Raw genomic sequence first — 16640 nt, forward strand, 5'->3', positions numbered from 1 at the left:
CGCGCCGGGCTCCGCCGTACGGGAGCCCTGGCGCTGTGCGTCGTCGGTCACGCGCGATCAGACCTTCGCGGCGGTGAGCGCGGCCACCGGGGAGTCGGCCACGCCCAGGCGGCGGGCCGTCTCCAGGAGCTCGCCCAGCGGGCCCGAGTCGGGTCCGCCGTTCTGGATGAGCCGGAGCAGCAGCGCCGACACGGTCAGGTTCTTCAGGTCCTCGGTGCTCACCCCGTTGACCAGCGCGCTGAGGTCACCCGCGAGGCTGGCCGACCCGTTGAGGTACGGCGCCGCCAGCGTGCCGGCGACCTGCGAGTGCTCCACGAACCCGTCCACCACCTTGCCCGCGGTGATCGAGCCCACGACCTTGTCGAAGAACATCGTGTCGCCGCCGACGATGTCGATGTTCGCCTTGGCCAGACCGGCGGCCAGCACGCTGGCCTGCGACTCCGCCACCTGCCGCGTGACGTCGATCTGCTTGAGCCGTACGTCCTTGTCGGCCGCCAGACGCAGGCGGAACTCCTCGTGCCCCCGGCTCGCGTCGTCCAGCGCGGCCATCGCGGCGGCCTTCTCGGTCAGACCCTCGGCCTCGGCCTTGAGCTTCTCGCCCACCGCCGTCGCGGCGGCCAAGGCCATCGCCTGCTCGCCCTCCGCCTGCGCCTTGAGCCGGTCGCCCTCGACCATGGCCATGGACCTGGCGCCCTCCGCCTCGGCCCGCAGCCTCTCGGCCAGGACCGCCGCCTCCGCGCGGCCGACCTTCTCGATCGCCTCCGCGTCCCGCTCCTTGACCTGGACCTCGGCCAGCCCGGTAGCCGCCGACTCGGCCTGGATGCCCTCGGCCAGCCTGATCTTGGCTCGGGTGTCGAGCTCGGCGGCCTGCTGCCTGGCCTCGGCCAGCGTCAGTTCCTCGCGGGCCTTGAACTTCGAGGCCGCTTCTGCGGCCTCGGCCGCCTTGATGCCCTTGACCAGGTTCTCCTGTGCCTCGGCCTCGGCGGCGATGATCACGCTCTGGCGGGTACGCTCGGCCTCCTCGACCACGCGCAGCCGCTTGATGCTCTCCTCCTGCTCGGCCACCGTCTTGTCGACGGCGATCCGCTCGCGTACCACCTCGGCGATCGACCGCTTCTCGGTCTCGATCTCTTTGTCCTTGGCGATGCGCGACAGCTCGGTCTCCCGCTCGCGGGCGATGATCTCCAGCATGCGGTCCTTCTCGATCCGCTCGGTCTCGATCGCGATCACCCGCTCGCGGTTCTTCTCCGCGACGGCGACCTCACGGGCCCGGTTCTCGTGCTGTACGCCGAGCTGCTCGTCGGTCTTGATGTTGGCCGACTGCGACTTCAGCCGCTCCTCGGCCGCCACGCGGGCGATCTCCGCCTCCTCGCGGGCCTTCATCGTCTCGATCTCGCGCCGCTGCTTGACCTCGGCGTCAGCCTGCCGGCGCTGCAACTCCAGGATCGCCTCGCGGGCGTCCACGTTCTGGCGGGTGATCTCCTTCTCCTCGCGGCGCTGGAACTCGTTGGTCCGTACGTGCTCGATCGCCGTCAGCTCGGTGATCTTGCGGATGCCCTGCGCGTCGAGGATGTTGCTCTTGTCCAGCGCGGCCAGCGAGGTCTGCTCCAGGTAGTCGATGGCCGCGTCCTCCAGGCTGTAGCCGTTGAGGTCGGTGCCGATGAGCCGGACGATCTGGTCGCGGAACTCGTCACGCTTGGTGTAGAGATCGACGAAGTCGAGCTGCTTGCCGGCGGTCTTGAGCGCTTCGGAGAACTTCGCGTTGAACAGCGCCTGCAGGGTCGACTCGTCGCTGGCCCGGACGGTGCCGATGGCCTGGGCGACCTTGATGACGTCCTCGGCGGTCTTGTTGACACGTACGAAGAAGGTGATCTTGATGTCGGCCCGGATGTTGTCCCGGCAGATCAGCCCCTCGCGGCCGGTCCGTTCGATCTCGATGGTCTTCACCGAGATGTCCATGATCTCGGCCTTGTGAAAGACGGGGAGCACGGTGGCCCCGGTGAACGTCACGTCGACCTTGTTGACCTTCGAGATGATCAGGGCCTTGCCCTGCTCGACCTTCCGGAAAAGTCGGCTGATGACGGCAAGTAAGCCGATAACGATGACCAGCACGACGGCGAGGAATACGCCGAATCCGGTGGAGATGACGTCCATCAGTGCTCGCTTTCGTAAGGCATGACCCAGAAGAATTCGCCGTTGGCGTCGTATTCGAAGATGAGCGCGTTGTCGCCGCGCGCGAGCCGGTCCTGGCCCGTCGTCCTGACCTGGACGACGGCCGAGGAGCCGTCGGGCGCGGTGACCTCGGCCTGGCCGAAGTCGGCGGTCGCCTGGCCGGTGCGGATCACGCACATCTGGCCGACAAAGTCACCGCGCGACGGGCGCCGCGCGTCGGGAAAGAGCCGCCGCAGCGGCCTGAGCAGCGCCCGCGTACCCAACCAGGCCCCGAGCAGGGCAAGGATGGGCACGGCCGGCAGCGCGATCCCCGGCGCCACCTGACTGCCGACCAAGGTGAGCAGCCACGCGAACGCGATCAGTAGTGACAGTGCGATCCCGGCGGGCACTCCGCCCAGTCCCAGCCAGGGCGCCTCGCCGTCTTCGAAGTCGAAGAGGCCGGTTATGACAATGAACCAGTAGCCGGCGACCACGACGAGTAGGAAGGTGAATACCACCGTCGGGAAGCTCAGCACGACATGTAAGAACTCGGTCATCGAACCCCGGATACCCCGTCCCCCTGTGATGTCCGTCGGACTCTATACAGATAAAGCGGGACTAAAGCCGAAAGTTCCCGAAATGCGATCTGACTTGACCTCAAGTGCAGTTGAGGATGCACAGTCGACCTCATGAGTGGAAATTTCATGAAAGCGGCGGCGTTTGCTGACTTCGGCGGACCTGAGGTCCTCAGCGTGATGTCCCGGCCCATGCCGGAGGCCGGGCCGGGCCAGGTCCGGGTACGGATCAAGGCCGCCGGGATGCAGCTCTTCGACACGGCGGTGCGGGCCGGTTGGACACCGCCCGGCCTGACAGACCCGTTGCCACGGATCCCGGGCAACGAGTTCGCGGGGGTGATCGACCAGGTGGGGCCGGGCGTGGTCGATCAAGGAAGTCCGGGCGTGGTCGGCCAAGGGGAGCCGGGTGTGCGCCTCGACGTGGGCGCCGAGGTGCTCGGCTTCTCGCTGCTGAACAGCTACGCCGAGTACATCGTGGTCCCCGCCACCGACGTGACCCCCAAGCCACCGGAGCTTCCCTGGGAGGTGGCCGGCGCGCTGACCGCCGCGGTGCAGACCGCCGACATCGCCATCGGCCAGCTGAACCCGGTCGCGGGCGAGACGTTCCTCGTCCACGCCGCCGCCGGAGCGGTCGGCTCGGTCGCCGTACAGCTCGCCGTCCGTAGGGGCGCCACCGTGATCGGCACCGCTCGCGAGGAGAACCACGCCTACCTACGCGACCTCGGCGCCATCCCCGTCGCCTACGGGGACGGCCTCGCCTCCCGGGTACGCGCGCTCGCGCCCAGCGGGGTGGACGCGGCCCTGGACGGGGCGGGTGGCGCGGCGCTGGACGTCTCCCTGGAGGTGGTCCCGGACCGTGACCGCATCCTGACCATGGTCGACCACGCCAAGGCGGACGAGCTGGGCATCATGGTCACGAAGGGCGTCCGCACGGCTGAGCGTCTTGCTCGGTATGCCGCGCTTGTCGCGAAGGGGGAGCTGAAGTTCCTGATCCGCCGGACGTACCGGCTGGAGGAGGCGGCGGACGCGCACCGCGAGATCGAGACCCGCCACGGCCGCGGCAAACTCGCCCTCCTGATCTGACCCTCCGCTGCTGTTTCGGGCCGGTCGGCCCTTCGCGCGCCGCGGCTCGGCCGGAGGCTGGTGGGCCGGTCAGCCCGCGGTGCGCTGGCGTTGGTTGAACCGGCCCACCTTCGCCCGGTTGCCGCACGCCTCCATCGAGCACCAGCGGCGGCTGCCGTTCTTGCTCGTGTCGAGGAACCACAGCACACACTCCGGGTTCGCGCACTTGCGCACCCGCTCGGGCCGCTCGCGGAGGATCCGCACCAGGTCCGCCGCCGCCAGCCACGCCGCATGCCACGCCGCCTCGTCCACGACGACCAGCTCGTACGGCTCATGCGGCTCGCCGGTGCGGATCAGTGGGCGGCGGCTGCCGTGGCCGAGCACGGCGTTGAGCCGCTCAGGCCCGCGCCCGTCCAGCACGGCTCGCAGGGCGGCACGAGCCTCCACCAGCCGATCCCGTACGCGCTCCGGCTCGTCGCCACCCGGCAGCCCGTGATCGTCGAGCCAGGCCTGCACGCCATCGAGGTCGTCGAACTGATCGACCAGCACCCCATGCTCCGTCCACACCGTGTTCGCCAGGTCGAACGCCACAGACTCCCCACGCAGCGGCCGCACTCTCACAGGACCTAACCTCTCAAATCGGTTTGACCGGTTAATCACATGCTATCACTTAACCATCAAAGCCGATTTAGAAGGTTATGAGGAGTCGCTATGACCACCCGCTACCGCACTACTGTCATCGACGGCCTGGACGTCTTCTACCGCGAGGCAGGCGACCCGTCGGCCCCCACGCTCGTACTGCTCCACGGCTTCCCCACCTCCTCGATCGCCTACCAGGAGCTGATCGCCGACCTCGCTGATGAGTTCCACCTGATCGCCCCCGACTATCCCGGTTTCGGGCACAGCTCGGCCCCGGCCGCCTCGGAGTGGGACTACACCTTCGACCATCTCGCCGACGTCGTCGACCGGCTGCTCGACTCGCTCGGCCTGACCAGGTACGCCATTTACGTACACGACTACGGCGCCCCCGTCGGCTTCCGTCTCGCCCTGCGCCACCCCGAGCGGATCACCGGCATCATCAGCCAGAACGGCAACGCCTACGAGGACGGACTGGCCCCCTTCTGGCAGGACCTCCGCGCGATCTGGGCGAACCCCTCCGAAGCCGACCTCGCACCGCTGCTCGCCCACTACACACGTGAGGCCACGCACTGGCAGTACACGCACGGCGTCTCCGACGTCTCCCTGGTCAACCCCGACAAGGAGGCTCTCGACCAGGCCCTGCTCGACCGTCCGGGCAATCACGAGATCCAGCTCGCGATCTTCATGAACTACGCCACCAACGTGGCCGCGTACCCGCAATGGCAGGACTACCTGCGCACCCACCAGCCCCCTGTGCTCGCCGTCTGGGGTCGCAACGACGAGATCTTCGCCCCGGAAGGTGCCAAGGCGTTCGCTCGCGACGTGAAGGACGCCCGCGTCCACCTCCTGGACGCCGGCCACTTCGCCCTGGAAACCCGCCGTCCCCAGATCGCCGCTCTCGTACGAGCCTTCCTCCACAGCCTGTCGGATTGACCCCGGCGGCTGTCCTACAGGCGGTGACGGACCGCCTCGGCCACGGCGAGTTGGATCTCGTTGAGCTCCGGCTCGCCCCGGGCCACGTCCCAGAGCGAGTTCTGCAGCACCCGGCCGAGCGTCCAGCCAGCAGCCCGCCGCCGATCCAGCCCGAGCCCGTCAACCATGAAGTCGAACCGCCGCAACACCGCCCGCCGCACATCCCCGGTCGCCACGGCCTCCTCCCACCGGTTGCGCAGCGCGGGCATCAGGTCGAACCCGGGGTCCCCGGCGAGCGGCTTGGGATCGATGGCCAGCCACGGCTCCCGTACCCCGGCCAGCACGTTGTCGTAGTGCAGATCCCAGTGCAGCAACCGATCGCCCGGCTCACCCACCAGCTCACGAACCGCCCCCGCGCAGACCTCCAACCAGTGCCGATCCCGCTCCCTGGGCAGCACCGCCACCGCGTCGGAAACGCGGTCGAGCATGCCACCCGCGATGTCCCCCAACTGGCGCATCCCCTGGGGAGCGGGCAGCACCACCAGCCGCCGAAGCAGCTCGGTGAGGATCTCCAGCGCCTTCATGACATCGGGTTCGGACGACAGCGGCCGCTCGGCGTCGAGTCGTTCGAGCAGCAGGATGCCGGTGGCGGGGTCCTCGTCGAGCAGCAACACCGACCCGTCACCCGCCCAGGCCCGCAGCCCCGGCCCCTCGCCGGCGTTCTCGTCACTCACGGGCTGCAGCTTGAGCGCCGCCCGTGTCCCATCGCCCCGCACCACGGGCAGCACCAGCGACACCACCCCGTGCGCGGGCGCACCGTCCAGCCGCAGGTCCCATCGCTTGAGATAGCGCTCGGCCAGCGCCGGTAACCCGGCAGACCAGGACCGCCCGGCTTCTCCGTCGTACTTCACGTGAGACTCGGTCAAAGCGGCAGGCACCACGATCTCCACCTACCCAGTCTGCCGCAAGCACCGGCAGGTCATACCCAGGAACATATGCACGCGTCCGCGCCATGTTCGACCGTATCGAGGAGAGCCGCCGATAGCCGTGCGCTTTCTGGACACCGGCCTGGTCCTCGACCACGCCGCCCTCACCGACTGGCTCGCCAAGGACATCGAGATCGAAGTGATCATAGCCGTCCGCCGCGGCTACCCCATCGTCATCCCCACGATCGTCGCCGCCGAGGCCGCCCGTCAGGTCCGTACCGAACCCGCCCGCGAACGCCTGCAGGGCCTGCTGTACGTGATCGCCCACCACGTCGACCCGCTCGACAGGGATGACGCCGTCACGGTCGGCTCACTGGTGGCGGAGCACGACGTCGCCTCGCTGCCCGCCGCCCACACCGCACTCGCCGCATCACACCGCCGCACCGACGTCGGCAACGCCACCGACTGGCGCATCATCACCCGCGACGGCGGCCCCTACCGGCGACTCTGCCCGGACGTCCCGGTCAACTGGCTCTGACCCGAATGGAACATGACAGCGCACGCGCGGCATGCGTGGCGTTCCCAGGCGCCCGGTCGTCTCTCAGCAGCAGACGTTGGTCGATCGTCCGGGTGAGGCGCTCGCGGCGCCTGAAGACGTGCCGGCGCTCGCCTCCTGGTCCTGGACGATGCGGCCGCGCAGCATGATCTCCATGACCTTCATGAAGCGCTGCGTCCTGGACCGGCCGATGACGAACGGATTCGTCGCTCCCGTGGACCCGGCCCGCAACTCCTCGATGCGCGCCAGGCTGTTGTCGCAGCCTCCATGATTGTTCAGCTCGACGTCCACCCCTGCCTGCCGCATCCTGGAGGCGAAGGCGAGCACAGAGGAGAGATTGGTGCGCTTGTCCGCGGTCGCGGCGGGTGGCGCGGTCCCGCCCCACAACATCGCGGTGTGTCGTAGCCCCTTCCAGCGCACCGGGAAGATCGGCGAGACGGTGCCCGGCGTGTGCCCGGGCGTGTGGTGGAACGCGACTGTGGTGTCGCCGAGGGTGAGCCTCTGTCCGTCGGATATCTCCAGGTCTCGCTTGGGCGCATTGGCCGGACGTTCGGCAGCGATGACATTCCAGTCGGCTCGGCTCATCATGACTCGGGCGCCGTACTGGTCGGCGAGGAACTGGGCGCCGCCGAAATGATCGCTATGGCCGTGGGCGACCACCACGTACTTGATCTTCGCTGGATCCACTCCCACAGAGCGCAGCCCGGGAACGATGATCTTTTCGGCGTCGTCCGGTGATCCCATCGCGTCGATGAGGATGACGCCCTGGGAGGTGAGCAGGGCCGTGGCCTGGACGAAGCTGGTGCCCACCACCGCGACATCGTCGAAGATCTTCAGTGGCGCGAGGGGCTTCGCCGACGGCATCGGGAGGCCCGGCGTGAGCACTTTGACGAGGGCCCGCAGCACCGGGTCGTCGCCGGCCAGCCTGGCCGCGCGGTCGTAGTAGTGCTGTGCGCTCTTGGGAGCGGCGGCCGATGCCGCCGATGCCTCGGCCTCGCGTCCCGCCAGCGGCAGGAGGGCCGCGGCGGCCAGCAACGCGCGGCGGGACGGGCTGGACTGCCCGAAGGACATGGGCGAACACCTGCTTTCACGGGCCAGAGACCTGGAGGCGATCACGACCCCGATGGACGTCAATGCCCGCTTAGCAGACCAGAACCGATCTCCTTGCGTCCAATATTGCTATCTATCGTCCATCGATAAGGAAGTAGATATCAAAGCTGATCAGGCGCACCAGTCAGCCGCCCGCCAGCGGGACGAGCTTGACGAAGGAGGCGACGGGGTCGGCGATCAGATCGATCTCGGTGTCCAGGTCGTCGACCGAAAATGGTGCCTCCGTTCAGGGCCTGGTCGCGGAGCGGCGGCGCATGAGGAGGCCGCCCGCGCCCGCCGCTGCTATCAGGGCGGAACCCGTCAGTACGAACAGGCGGCCGTCCGGACCGGCGTCGCCGCCCGCGCCCGTGTCGGCTCCCGCCTTCGGGGTGGCGGAAGGCTCAGACTTGTAGGAGGTCTTGGTCGATGACTTGGGGGTCGGGGACTTGGACTTCGTGGGGGTCGGCGATGGGCTGCTGCCGCTGCCTGCCCCGATGGTGAGGGGGTACGTCTTGAGGCTGGTGTCGCTCTGAACCTCACACTCGATGACCGGGGCGGTCGGTGAGGTGCCGATGTTGATGGCGGCCGGCTTCACCGTCGCCGAGCCCGAGTTCTTCGAGGTGGTCTTCATGTCGACGGTGGTAGGCAGCGTGATGGGCTCGCTCGCGGTGACCGCGGCCAGCTCGCCCACTCCGGTCGCGGAGGTCAGCTGGGTGATGCCGGAGATCGAGGCGTAGGCGTACAGCTTGCTGCCTGCGGGCAGCCCGGTCGATGGGGCCTCGAGTTCGTAACCTGTCTCATAGGTGCCCGACCAGCCGATCGAGAACTGTTCGCCGGTCTTGGGAGTAGTCGTCGGCATCGTCAGCGTGGTCTTGACCTTGACGGTCTGCGGGCTGGCCTCGGTGCCGGTCTTGCAGGAGTAGGTGACCACGTCGCCGGTACCGGTCCCGGTGCCGCCCTGGCCGACCGTGATCACCACGCTGGTCGTGCTGGTGGTCGTGCACGAGGTCACGTCCGACGGCGCGCTGGCCAGGCTCAGCTTCAGGCTGCCCTGCTCGGTGGAGCCCTGGACCGTCACCTCGCCACCCGTCGTGGCGGTCACCGACACCGTGCTCGCCACCTGTCCGGCGAGTACGGAGGTGGATCCGGAGGTGACGCTCGCGCCGGTCTTGCTGAGATCCGTGTGCGTTCCGCCGGTCACCGTGAGTTTCCCGGCGACGTGGACCTGCGTGGTGGTGGTCGGTGCCGTGCGAAGCGTCAGGGCGGGAATGCGCCACTTGACGTCGAACGTGCCACTCGCCGTATCGGGCATGGTGAGCGGCACGCTGAGCGAGGTGTCGCTGAACGGGCCGCCTGTACAGGTGTAGGCCAGGGTGAGGGTCTTGTCGGCCATGGCTTGCGCTTGCGCGGAAGATGGCAGGCATAACGCGATCACCGCGCCGACGAGCCACAGAGCGGACGCGTGCCTGACGAAGCGGCGCCACACCCCGGATGCCGGCAACTGTCTCATCCCCATCCCACGACTAAGTCAAAGGACGTATCAGAATTCCAGCTCTTGGTCACGATTGGGTAGAGTCCAGGACGGAATTCCGCGGCATCGGTCGGCGAATAGCGGCACGGGTCAAGAGCGGAACAGCGGATCAGTAATGCCAGGGGAAGGGGGACCAGTCGGGTGCGCGCTTCTCCAGGAACGAGTCGCGGCCCTCGGCGGCCTCGTCCGTCATGTACGCCAACCGCGTCGCCTCGCCGGCGAACACCTGCTGCCCGACCAACCCGTCATCGACCATGTTGAAGGCATATTTCAACATCCGCTGGGCTGTGGGCGACTTGCCATTGATCTTGCGGCCCCACTCCAACGCCCGCTCCTCCAGCTCGGCATGAGGGACGACAGCGTTCACCATCCCCATCCGGTGCGCGTCGGCGGCGGAGTAGGTGTCGCCGAGGAAGAAGATCTCGCGGGCGAACTTCTGCCCCACCTGCCGGGCCAGGTACGCCGACCCGAAGCCGCCGTCGAAGCTGGCCACGTCGGCGTCCGTCTGCTTGAAGCGGGCGTGCTCCTCGCTGGCCAGCGTGAGGTCCGACACGACGTGCAGGCTGTGCCCGCCGCCCGCGGCCCAGCCGGGCACCACGCAGATGACGATCTTGGGCATGAAGCGGATCAGCCGCTGCACCTCCAGGATGTGCAGCCGGCCGGTGGACGCCGAGCCGTCGGCGTACTGGTAGCCGTCCTTGCCCCTGATCCGCTGGTCGCCGCCCGAGCAGAAGGCCCAGCCGCCGTCCTTGGGCGAGGGGCCGTTGCCGGTGAGCAGCACGCAGCCCACGTCCGTGGTCTGCCGGGCGTGGTCGAGCGCTCGATAGAGCTCGTCGACCGTCTGCGGCCGGAACGCGTTGCGTACCTCGGGGCGATTGAAGGCGATCCGTACGGTGCCCTGGTCGACCGCCCGGTGATAGGTGATGTCGGTGAAGTCGAATCCCTCGACCACCTGCCATGCCTTCGGATCGAACAGTTCGGAGACCATGGGGGGAGCCTAACGGATCTGCCCTTCGGCCCATTCGGCCCAGTCCCGCGCCGTGGTGCTGAGGTGGTGGCCGTACTCCAGCACAAGCCTCCCGTACACCGACAGATTGTCCTGCCCGGACTCCACGAAGTCCCTGATGCTCTCTATGTGCGCCAACCGTTCGGCCGCCATCTCCGCCTGCCGCCGCAGGTAGTCCTTGGCCTGTGACGGATCCACCTGGGCCAGGAAGAACACGCGCAACAGCATGTCGCTGCGTACGTTCCGGACCGGCTCCACCTCGATGAGCCAGTGGCGCAGCTCGGCCAGGCCCTCTTCGGTGATGGCGTACTCCTTGCGGCCACGCGGCCCCTCGGCCGCCACGCTCACCAACCCGGCGTCGGCCAGCTTGCCGAGCTCGGCGTAGAGCTGGCTCTGCGTGGCAGGCCAGACGTTCGCGAGGGAGACGTCGAACATCTTCATCAGGTCATAGCCGCTCGCCGGTCCTTCGGAAAGCAGGCCGAGCGCGGCATGTCGAAGACTCATATTCCTATATTGACATATCGAGCCCGCAGGTTCTACCTTCGACATGTCTACATAGGAATGTCGTAGGGAGATTGACATGCGCGGCCTGCTGGGATTCGCCCCCTGGATCCTCTACGCGATCATCGCCACCGGCGACGAGTGGCGCTGGGGCGCCATCACCGGCCTCGTCATCGCGCTGGTCCTCGTCGTCGTGGACCGCCGAGCGGGGCGGGCATGGGACGAGATGGTGATCGAGTCGAGCGCCGCGGTGTTCTTCGCCTGCCTCACGGTCCTCTCGCTGATCGATCCGCATTCGTTCCTCACGCCGTACGGCCCGGCGCTGGTCAACGTCTGGCTGGCGGGCACAGCCTGGGGCTCGCTGGCCATCCGCCGGCCGTTCACGCTCGGCATCGCGCGGACCATGGCGCCCAAGGAGGCCTGGAACACCCCGGCCTTCTACCGGGTCAACGCGGTCATCACCACGGTCTGGGCGAGTGCGTTCACCGTCGCCGCCGTGTCGCTGACTTTCGTGCTGGCCGCCGCGCCGCACGCGACCGCCGTGGTCATCGCCATCAAGGTGATCACGTTCGCCGCCCCGGCCGTCTTCACCGCCCGCTACCCCAAGGTCGTCCAGGCCCGAGCCCGCCGCGCCGCCGCTGCCGACAAGTAGCGACAAGCAGGAGCGTCATCGCTGATGTGGGCGGCCGATGTCCTCGACGCGGTTTCTAGGGGTTCTGGAAAAAGACCTCGGGGTTGGTGGTGGACGGGCCGTCCAGCAACTGCTGGTGTTCGCCACGTAGGTGCTGGTCGAAGAAGGCGCCCACGTACGCTGTGGTGATCTCGCCCGACCGCGTTCCGGGGAGCGGCGCGGTGGGGTCGGTGATCCCTGCCTGCCCGCCCAGGATGGGCAGGTCGATGAAGGTGAAATGGCCGGCGTCGGCCACTGTCAGCCAACGCTTCCAGCCGTCCAGGCGTCGCCAGTCTCGCGGCCAGCTCGTGTCCGTGGAGTCGGGCGAGTGCTGGGCCTTGGTGCCGAGCATGAGGAATGGCCGCTTGCCGAGACCGGCTTTCGGAACCGGCGCGAAGAACGTGCCGTCCATGTTCACCCCGGCGCGAACACGGCGGTCCGCGGCCATGACGCTCGCCGCGGCATTGCCGCCGAGCGAGTGACCGGCGGCGCCGATTCGTCGCGGATCGATCATCTTCCAGCGCTTCCAGACAGGTGCGTGTCCACCGGCGCGGGTCAGTTGGCCGATGACGAAAGAGATATCGGCCGCCCGGCCGGCGGCGGCCTTGCCCAGCAGCTTCTTCTCCTCCTCATCGGAGGGAGCCTTCTCCACCGTCTCGCATGCGACGCAGGTCAGGGTGCGGCCGCCTGGGAAAGTGGTGCCGTACGACTCGTAGGCGTGATCGACGAGTGCGACGACGTAGCCCTTGGAGGCGAGCTCCTCGGCGAGCGTGGTCAGGGTGGCGCGGTTGAGAGTGAAGCCCGGGGAGAGCACCACCAAGGGGTGCCTGCCGCCGACTGGGCGGGCGCCGACGCGTGCGTTCGTGCGCGTGTCGGCGAGCAGCTCGAAGCGCCCGACACTGCGGAAAGACCAGGTCCTACCCCGACTTTCGGCGAATTGACAGTGTGGTCAACGTCATAGACGGTGACGTTCCACGGTCAGGGGACCTCGGCTCGTAGCTCCGCGAGCAGCTCGCCCTGGTCGGCGAGCATGTCGGTGAGGATGCGGCGAGCGGCCCCGAGCAGATCGGCCAGCTCAGGGGTGGCCAGCGTGTAGACGACGGTGCTGCCCTCGCGGATGGCGCTCACGATCCCGGCTCTTCGCAGCACGGCCAGTTGCTGGGAGAGGCTCGACGGCTCGATGTCGATCTGGGCCAGGAGTTCCCGGACGGGGAGCGGGCCTTCCTGGAGTAGCTCCAGCACTTTGATGCGAGCGGGGTGGCCGAGAGTTCGGAAGAAATCGGCCTTGGCCTGGTAGACCTCCACGTGCATAGTGTCAGACTAATCCAGCGCACTTGCATAGTTCTTCAAGTCGTAACGTTGTTGGCTAAGATGACAGCGGGGACTAGGGAGTAGCCATGGGCCGAGGAAGAGCCAAGGCGAAGCAGACGAAGGTCGCTCGCCAGCTTAAGTACACCGATCACAACATCGACTACGACCGGCTCCGCAAGGAGCTGGGCGCCGACTCGCCGCATGACGAGATGCACCCGACTACGGCGTCCGAGCAGGAGTCCGAGCACGCGCGCTGACGCGTGTCAGCTTCGCAGGGGCAAGGGTGACGAGCTTGAGCCGCCTGGCCTCCGGCGCCGGATCCGGCGCGGAGAGCTCCAGGCGGCCCAGCACCTCTCGGAGGATGACACGCATCTCCAAGAGGGCGAGCTGGGCGCCGACGCAGAAGCGCCGGCCGCCGCCGAAGGGCATCCACGCCTTGCCGTGGGCGTCCGCGCCGTCCAGGAAGCGTTCGGGCCTGAATTCCTCAGGTGACGGCCAGATCGACGGGTCCTGGTGGATGAGTGCGATGAGCGGTGCCGCGTACCATCCTGCGGGCACCTCATAGTCGCCCAGCCGCAGCGGGGTATCGACCAGCCGGGGCGCCTCGAAGACGACCGGCCTGACGCGCAGTGCCTCCTTGACCACGGCATCGAGATACTCCTCGTCGTGCGGCAGCCGGTCGAGCACATCAGGGGTGCGCAGCAGCCGCTCGAACGCCCACGCCAGCCCCGTGGCCGTCGTCTCGTGACCGGCGATGAGCAGGGTGATCAGCTCGTCGCGCACTTCCTGGTCCCCGAGCTCGGTCTCGAGGAGCCTGCCCAGTACGTCGGTGCCGCCCGGCTCGGCGCGCCGCCGGCCGATCTCGTCGAACAGGATCTCGTCGACGGCCGCGCGCAGCCGCAGGAACCGCGCGTACGGCGTGAACGGCAGGCGCCGCGAGGCCTCGCGCAGCCGGGGCGGCAGCACCATCATCGCCGGCGAGCCGCCGATCTCGATCAGCTTCGGCAGCAGCACGCGTAGCCGGTCGAGCCGCTGGGCGTCGCGGATGCCGAAGACCAGCCGGAGTATGACCTCCAGCGTGATCTCCTGCATGCGGTCGCGCAGCGGGAACGGGGTGCCAAGCGGCCAGGCCGCGATCTTCTCGGCGGCGATGGCGGCGATCTCGCCCTCGTACCCGGCGATCTGCTTGGCACGGAGCGGCGGGGTGAGCAGCCGCCGGTGCCGCCACCACGGCTCGTCGTCCAGGGTGAGCAGGGAGTGCGCGCCGACCATCGGCTCAAGGAAGTCGCGCCGGACGCGACCGGCCCGTCCGCCGCCCTGGTCGAGTCGGTAGACCTGCTCGGCCAGCTCGGGGGTGGCGACGTAGACCTCGGGCGGGAAGCCGAAGAGGCGCACGGTGAAGATCGGGCCGTATTTGCGGCGGCACTTCTCGAGCGCGCCTATCGGGTCGCTCAGCAGCCAGGCGGTCTGGAGCAGTGCAGGGAGTCTCGGTCCAGGGGGAAGCATCGTTCGACCCCTCCTTCGTATATATACGTACGTCATAGACGATCGTATATATCGATAGCATAGAACGCGTGTCGAGAACAGAGCTCGGTGGATACCGGGAGAGACTTCTGGCGGCGGCGGTCAGCTGCCTGCAGGAGAAGGGCTACGCCCGTACGACCGCCCGCGACCTGGTCGCCGCGTCGGGCACCAACCTGGCCTCCATCGGTTACCATTTCGGCGGCAAGGACGCCCTGCTCAACGAGGCGATCGTGGCCGCCTATGACGCCTGGATCGAGCACGTGGAGGAGTCGGTCTTCGGGGGACCGCTGGCGAGCCCGAAGGAGATGCTCGAACGCGCCATGGTGGCCCTGGTCGACGTCTTCGCGGAGATGCGGCCGCAGCTGGTCCTGGCCGTGGAGGCATACCCGGCCGCCCTGCGTGAGGACGTGCTGAGGGAGAAGCTGGCCGCCGTCTACGCCAGGGCCAGGAAGGCGGGCGTCGACATGATCAACAGGGCGGCGGGGGAGCTGGGGGTGGAGCTGGGGTTCGCGCCGGACGCCCTGATCGCGGTCCTGATCGCGATCTCGGACGGCCTGATGATCCAATGGCTCCTGGACCCGGAGAGCACCCCGGACGCCCACCAGGTGGTGGAGGCGCTGGCCGCACTGTCGGCCTTCATAGCCTGACCTCTGATCGCCTGACCCCTGGCCGTCTGATCAGGGCGTGCGGGTGTCGCGGGTCGCGAGTCGCGCGGTCAGGACGCCGCGCAGGTGTCGTGGGTCGCGTCGAAGCCCTTCAGCGCCTCGGTGTCGTCGGTGCGGATGGGCTTGGTGCCCTTCCAGTCGTCGCCGATCACCAGCACCAACCGGCTCGTCTGCGCTCCCGCCACCAACCGCGTCGTGGACGTGAGCAGGTCCTTGGTCAGGGTCGGGACGCCCGTCTCGCCCTTGGGTCCGTAGAAGATCGTCGTCTTGGCGTTCGGCTTGCGGGCCGTGTCGCCGATCTTGGTGATGTGGTAGCCCCGCTGCTCCAACGAGGCGGCCACCTGCGTGCCGAGACCGGTGCGGTAGGTCCCGTTGCGCAGCTCGATCTGCATCTTGGACCTGGACACCTTGGTCTGCCCGCCCTTGACGCCCTGCACGCTCTCATCCTTGGACACGATCTGGAACAGCTTCCCGGCCTGCGGCTGGACCCATTCCACCCGGCCCGGCTGGGTGAGCGAGTAGTGCCACGGGGTGGTGATGAAGCGGATCTGCCCCGCGTTGAGGCCCTGCAAGCTGGTCGCCAGGTCCTTCATCACGCCGGGGGTGAGGTCGGGGTCGGTGGTGACGGCCTTGGTGCCGGCGTCGAGGAAGTTGAAGAGTTTGGCCGGGTCGGTGAGCGTCTGCCCGCTCATGACCTTCTTCACCATCGACGCGATGAACATCTGCTGGCGCTGGATCCGCCCGATGTCGGAGCCGTCGCCCATGCTGTAGCGGGCACGGACGTAGCCGAGCGCCTGCTCGCCGTTGACCGTCTGCCGCCCGGCGGCCAGGTGGAGTAGCGCCTTCTTGTCGTTGACCGCCTCGGGCAGGCAGATCTCCACGCCGCCCACCGCGTCGACCATGCTCTTGAAGCCGGTGAAGTCGACCTTGACGAAGTGGTCGATGTGGATGCCGGTGAGCGACTCGATCGTCTTCCAGGTGCAGGCGATGCCGCCGGAGTTGAACGACTCGTTGATCATGCCCAGGTGCGGCTGCTGGCCGGTCAGTCCGGCCTTTGCGCGGCAGGCGGGCAACTGCACCAGCGAGTCGCGAGGAAAGCTGACGACCATGGCGTTGTCCCGCTTCGACGAGACGTGTGCCAGCATGATCGTGTCGGTACGCTCACCCGCGACACGGCGGCCGTACTTGGCGTTCTTGCCGTCGCGCTGGTCGGAGCCGACGATCAGCACGTTCATCGCGGTGTCCGCCACCTTGGGCGGACGGGACGCGCCGAGGTCCTCGGCCGAGACGGCGTCGTGCTTCACGTTGCCGTACAGCTTGAGGTAGACGCCGACCGCGACGCCCGCGATGACCAGCACGATCGTCATCACGATCGCGACCGTCCACCACAGCCAGCGTTTGCGGCCGCGGGCCGGAGCTTGAGGGGATGGTGGCGCGTCCAGCAGCCCGCGGTTCACGTGACTCCCATGGGACAGGGCCAACGGGCCGCCGCCCATGGCCAAGACCTCCGCCGTACAGATCT

At 68.1% G+C, this 16640-nt stretch carries 18 protein-coding genes; 6 read left to right on the forward strand and 12 right to left on the reverse strand.

The window, feature by feature from the left end; genetic code table 11:
- Window positions 1-57 precede the first annotated feature (57 nt).
- Entirely contained in the window at window positions 58-2154 is a 2097-nt protein-coding gene (locus AB0L53_RS08950) for a flotillin family protein (RefSeq protein WP_363992276.1), read from the reverse strand.
- The gene (locus AB0L53_RS08955; protein ID WP_363992278.1) at window positions 2154-2708 is read right to left on the reverse strand and encodes a hypothetical protein; all 555 of its coding nucleotides are present in this window, start codon (window positions 2706-2708) and stop codon (window positions 2154-2156) included. The genes AB0L53_RS08950 and AB0L53_RS08955 overlap by 1 nt, the downstream gene beginning before the upstream one ends.
- A gap of 132 nt (window positions 2709-2840) precedes the next feature.
- On the opposite strand from AB0L53_RS08955, the gene AB0L53_RS08960 reads away from it, so the two are divergent.
- The gene (locus AB0L53_RS08960; RefSeq protein WP_363992280.1) at window positions 2841-3809 is read left to right on the forward strand and encodes an NADP-dependent oxidoreductase; all 969 of its coding nucleotides are present in this window, start codon (window positions 2841-2843) and stop codon (window positions 3807-3809) included.
- A 69-nt stretch (window positions 3810-3878) separates the two neighbouring features.
- Here AB0L53_RS08960 and AB0L53_RS08965 read toward each other — a convergent pair whose 3' ends face one another.
- On the reverse strand, window positions 3879-4409 hold the full coding sequence (locus tag AB0L53_RS08965; protein ID WP_363992281.1) for a CGNR zinc finger domain-containing protein: 531 nt from the start codon (window positions 4407-4409) through the stop codon (window positions 3879-3881).
- 90 nt (window positions 4410-4499) lie between these two features.
- On the opposite strand from AB0L53_RS08965, the gene AB0L53_RS08970 reads away from it, so the two are divergent.
- Window positions 4500-5360, forward strand: coding sequence for an alpha/beta hydrolase (locus AB0L53_RS08970; RefSeq protein ID WP_363992282.1), 861 nt, complete (start codon window positions 4500-4502; stop codon window positions 5358-5360).
- Between the two features lie 14 nt (window positions 5361-5374).
- Here the strand turns inward: AB0L53_RS08970 and AB0L53_RS08975 are convergent, their stop codons facing one another.
- Window positions 5375-6289 (reverse strand): aminoglycoside phosphotransferase family protein, encoded by a 915-nt coding sequence (locus AB0L53_RS08975; RefSeq protein ID WP_363992284.1) that lies wholly within the window; start codon window positions 6287-6289, stop codon window positions 5375-5377.
- Window positions 6290-6386: 97 nt separating this feature from the next.
- On the opposite strand from AB0L53_RS08975, the gene AB0L53_RS08980 reads away from it, so the two are divergent.
- Window positions 6387-6803: a hypothetical protein gene (locus AB0L53_RS08980; RefSeq protein WP_363992286.1), complete on the forward strand. Its 417-nt coding sequence runs from the start codon at window positions 6387-6389 to the stop codon at window positions 6801-6803.
- A gap of 63 nt (window positions 6804-6866) precedes the next feature.
- On the opposite strand, the gene AB0L53_RS08985 is transcribed toward AB0L53_RS08980, so the two are convergent.
- The 4 genes from AB0L53_RS08985 to AB0L53_RS09000 all read right to left on the reverse strand — a co-directional run bounded on the left by AB0L53_RS08985 (window position 6867) and on the right by AB0L53_RS09000 (window position 10951).
- On the reverse strand, window positions 6867-7892 hold the full coding sequence (locus AB0L53_RS08985) for an MBL fold metallo-hydrolase (protein WP_363992288.1): 1026 nt from the start codon (window positions 7890-7892) through the stop codon (window positions 6867-6869).
- A gap of 265 nt (window positions 7893-8157) precedes the next feature.
- Complete coding sequence (locus AB0L53_RS08990; protein ID WP_363992290.1) at window positions 8158-9420, reverse strand: hypothetical protein; 1263 nt, start codon at window positions 9418-9420, stop codon at window positions 8158-8160.
- A 130-nt stretch (window positions 9421-9550) separates the two neighbouring features.
- Window positions 9551-10429 carry a 1,4-dihydroxy-2-naphthoyl-CoA synthase gene (locus tag AB0L53_RS08995; RefSeq protein WP_225301384.1) on the reverse strand — a complete coding sequence of 293 codons (879 nt, stop codon included), beginning with the start codon at window positions 10427-10429 and terminating at the stop codon, window positions 9551-9553.
- A 9-nt stretch (window positions 10430-10438) separates the two neighbouring features.
- Window positions 10439-10951, reverse strand: a complete 513-nt coding sequence (locus AB0L53_RS09000) for a PadR family transcriptional regulator (RefSeq protein ID WP_358534617.1) — start codon at window positions 10949-10951, stop codon at window positions 10439-10441.
- Window positions 10952-11027: 76 nt separating this feature from the next.
- On the opposite strand from AB0L53_RS09000, the gene AB0L53_RS09005 reads away from it, so the two are divergent.
- Window positions 11028-11600, forward strand: coding sequence for a hypothetical protein (locus AB0L53_RS09005; protein ID WP_363992292.1), 573 nt, complete (start codon window positions 11028-11030; stop codon window positions 11598-11600).
- A 55-nt stretch (window positions 11601-11655) separates the two neighbouring features.
- Here AB0L53_RS09005 and AB0L53_RS09010 read toward each other — a convergent pair whose 3' ends face one another.
- Together AB0L53_RS09010 and AB0L53_RS09015 are read right to left on the reverse strand one after the other, a co-directional pair.
- Window positions 11656-12501, reverse strand: a complete 846-nt coding sequence (locus AB0L53_RS09010) for a hypothetical protein (protein ID WP_363992807.1) — start codon at window positions 12499-12501, stop codon at window positions 11656-11658.
- 95 nt (window positions 12502-12596) lie between these two features.
- A complete protein-coding gene (locus AB0L53_RS09015; protein WP_358437194.1) occupies window positions 12597-12929 on the reverse strand; it encodes a metalloregulator ArsR/SmtB family transcription factor in 333 nt (110 codons plus the stop codon).
- A gap of 86 nt (window positions 12930-13015) precedes the next feature.
- Between AB0L53_RS09015 and AB0L53_RS09020 the strand changes: the two genes are divergently transcribed.
- On the forward strand, window positions 13016-13186 hold the full coding sequence (locus AB0L53_RS09020) for a DUF3073 domain-containing protein (protein ID WP_358437197.1): 171 nt from the start codon (window positions 13016-13018) through the stop codon (window positions 13184-13186).
- Here the strand turns inward: AB0L53_RS09020 and AB0L53_RS09025 are convergent.
- Window positions 13149-14435, reverse strand: a complete 1287-nt coding sequence (locus tag AB0L53_RS09025; RefSeq protein ID WP_363992294.1) for a cytochrome P450 — start codon at window positions 14433-14435, stop codon at window positions 13149-13151. The two genes, AB0L53_RS09020 and AB0L53_RS09025, sit on opposite strands and share 38 nt — an antisense overlap.
- 68 nt (window positions 14436-14503) lie before the next feature.
- On the opposite strand from AB0L53_RS09025, the gene AB0L53_RS09030 reads away from it, so the two are divergent.
- The gene (locus AB0L53_RS09030; RefSeq protein ID WP_363992296.1) at window positions 14504-15100 is read left to right on the forward strand and encodes a TetR family transcriptional regulator; all 597 of its coding nucleotides are present in this window, start codon (window positions 14504-14506) and stop codon (window positions 15098-15100) included.
- A 68-nt stretch (window positions 15101-15168) separates the two neighbouring features.
- On the opposite strand, the gene AB0L53_RS09035 is transcribed toward AB0L53_RS09030, so the two are convergent.
- A complete protein-coding gene (locus AB0L53_RS09035) occupies window positions 15169-16575 on the reverse strand; it encodes an LCP family protein (protein WP_363992298.1) in 1407 nt (468 codons plus the stop codon).
- Window positions 16576-16640: the final 65 nt, after the last annotated feature.

The organism is Nonomuraea sp. NPDC052129 (assembly GCF_040680095.1).
In the GTDB taxonomy this organism is placed as follows: Bacteria; Actinomycetota; Actinomycetes; order Streptosporangiales; family Streptosporangiaceae; genus Nonomuraea.